Genomic DNA, 2,897 nt, shown 5'->3' on the forward strand with positions numbered 1-2,897 from the left:
CCGCGAGATCCTTTCGGGCACTAAGTCCGTCTCGCTGGACGGCACCCGCGAAGGCGCGCCGCTGAAGGACACGCTGCACCGGGCCTTCGAATATTCCGACTGCTGGGTACAGGACGCCCGACTGACGGTGCTGAACGCCCGTGACGCCGCCCGCTGGGGGGCCGAGATCCTGCCCCGCACCAGAGTCATTTCTGCCACGCCTGAAGGATCTGAATGGTCCGTCACGCTGGAAGACAGCGTGACCAAAGAGACCCGCCAGATCCGCACCAAGGCGCTGGTCAATGCCGCCGGCCCCTGGGTCGCCGAGATGCTGAACGGCACCCTCGGGCGCAACTCCGAGGCCGGCATCCGCCTGGTGCGCGGGTCCCACATCGTGACCAAGCGCCTCTACGATCACGACAAGTGCTATTTCTTCCAAGGGTCGGATGGGCGGATCATCTTCTCGATCCCCTACGAGCAGGACTTCACCCTGATCGGCACGACGGACGTCGACCACCCTGACGCCGACCAGAAGCCCCGGATCACCGACGGGGAAATCGCCTACCTCTGCGACTTCGCCTCGGGCTACTTCAAGCAGCCGGTGACACCCGAAGACGTGGTCTGGACCTATTCCGGCGTCCGCCCGCTTTACGACGATGGCGCCTCCTCGGCCTCTGCCGCCACCCGCGACTACGTGCTGCGGCTGGAAGAGAGCGGCCCGCCGCTGCTCTCTGTCTTCGGTGGCAAGATCACCACCTACCGCCGCCTCGCCGAACACGCGATGGAGAAGCTGGCGCCGCTGTTCCCGATGATCCGCGCGCCCTGGACCGCCGGCAAGCCCCTGCCGGGCGGCGATTTCCCGGTGGCCGAGACCGACCAGCGCATCGGCCAGCTGATGCTCGACTACCCCTTCCTGGAACCGCGCCAGGCCGAGCGCCTGTTCCGCCACTACGGCACCGAATGCCACGACCTGCTGGGCGAGGCGAAGGCGGCAGAGGACCTTGGCCGCGACTTCGGCGCCGGGCTGACCGAGGCCGAGGTACGTTTCCTGATGGACCGCGAGTATGCCACCCGGGCCGAGGATGTCGTCTGGCGCCGCACCAAGCTGGGCCTGCGCCTCTCCGCGGAGCAGATCGCCGCGCTGGACGCCTATATGACCGGGACCTGAGACCGCTTTGGGAGGAGCGACATGAAACACATTCTGGCCATCGACCAGGGCACCACCTCGACCCGCGCGATCCTCTTCGGACCCGACCTGCGTCCCGTCACCTCGGCGCAGGAGGAATTTCCACAGCACTACCCGCACTCAGGCTGGGTGGAACATGACCCGCAGGATCTCTGGGCCTCGACCGCCGCCACCTGCCGCGCCGCGATCGAGAAGGCCGGTCTGGGCCCTGAGGACATCGCCGGGATCGGCATCACCAACCAGCGCGAAACCGCGCTGCTCTGGGACCGAGAGACCGGCAAGCCGCTGCACAATGCCATCGTCTGGCAGGACCGGCGCACCTCCGCGTTGTGCCACGAGCTGCGCGCCGCAGGCCATGAAGAGCGCGTCTCGGCGATCACCGGCCTGCTGCTCGACCCCTATTTCTCGGGGACCAAGGTCAAGTGGCTGCTGGACAACGTCGAGGGCGCACGAGAGGGCGCGAAAGCGGGCCGGGTGCTGTTCGGCACGGTCGACAGCTACCTGATCTGGCGCATGACCGGCGGCGCGGCCCATGTCACCGACGCCACCAACGCGGCACGCACGCTGCTCTACGACATCCACGCCGGGGAGTGGTCCGAAGAGATCTGCGCCCTGCTGGACATCCCCCTGCAGATCCTGCCGGAGGTGCGCGACTGCGCCTCGGACTTCGGTCAGACGCGGCCCGATCTCTTCGGCAAGCCGATCCCGATCCTGGGTGTCGCGGGCGATCAGCAGGCGGCCACCCTCGGCCAGGCCTGTTTCCAGCCCGGCATGATGAAATCCACCTACGGTACCGGCTGCTTTGCCCTGCTGAACACCGGCGATACGCCCGTCCGCTCGTCGCACCGTCTGCTGACGACGATCGCCTACCAGCTGGACGGCAAGACGACCTATGCGCTTGAGGGCTCGATCTTCATCGCAGGCGCGGTGGTGCAATGGCTGCGCGACGGGCTGAAGATCATCCGCACCGCGTCGGAGACCCAGCCCCTGGCCGAACGTGCCGATACGGGGCAGGAGCTGATCCTTGTCCCTGCCTTCACCGGCCTCGGCGCGCCCTACTGGAATGCCGACTGCCGCGGCGCGGTCTTCGGGCTGACCCGCAACTCGGGCCCCGCCGAGTTCGCCCGCGCGGCGCTGCAATCGGTGGGCTACCAGACCCGCGACCTGCTGGAAGCCATGCAGGCCGACTGGCAGGGCAAGGACACCGAAGCCACCCTGCGCGTCGACGGCGGCATGAGCGCCTCGGACTGGGCGATGCAGTTCCTGTCAGATATCCTCGGCGCGCCGGTCGACCGGCCCGAGATGCTGGAAACCACCGCCCTCGGCGTGGCCTGGCTGGCAGGACACCGCGCCGGGCTCTACCCGGATGCGGAAGGCTTCGCGCAGGGCTGGGCGCTGGAACGCAGCTTCGCGCCGCAGATGGAGGCAGCAGAGCGGGACCGTCTCTACGGCGCCTGGAAACGTGCCGTCGCGGCAGTGCAACAGGCCTGAGGGGGCGCTGCCCCCGTTGCCGGAGGCAACAGGCAGAAGGGGAAGGGGGCTCTGCCCCCGTCCGCCAGGGCGGACTCCCCCGGAGTACTTCCAGCCTGGTGATGATGTGGGGCAGGGCCCGGAATGGCTCCCTCCTTTTGCCATGAAGAGCGTGGCACGCTCCTGAACCAGAAGGAGGCCGCCCATCCGGGCACTGTCTCCCTTCATCATCACCAGGCTGAAAATACTCCCGCCGGAGGCG

At 67.9% G+C, this 2,897-nt stretch carries 2 protein-coding genes; both read left to right on the forward strand.

Annotated features, from left to right (window positions below; genetic code table 11):
* On the forward strand, positions 1-1,147 hold a 1,147-nt coding region (gene glpD, locus OS124_RS0105550), incomplete at its 5' end, for a glycerol-3-phosphate dehydrogenase (RefSeq protein WP_010138389.1).
* A gap of 21 nt (positions 1,148-1,168) precedes the next feature.
* Entirely contained in the window at positions 1,169-2,656 is a 1,488-nt protein-coding gene (gene glpK / locus OS124_RS0105555; protein WP_010138390.1) for a glycerol kinase GlpK, read from the forward strand.
* Positions 2,657-2,897 lie beyond the last annotated feature (241 nt).

Origin of the sequence: Oceanicola sp. S124 (genome assembly GCF_000220565.1) — a bacterium.
In the GTDB taxonomy this organism is placed as follows: Bacteria; Pseudomonadota; Alphaproteobacteria; order Rhodobacterales; family Rhodobacteraceae; genus Pseudooceanicola.

Coding starts and splice junctions, on each gene's coding strand:
- glpK (WP_010138390.1), top strand. CDS start 1,169: ATGAAACACATTCTGGCCATCGACCAGGGCACCACCTCGACCCGCGCG.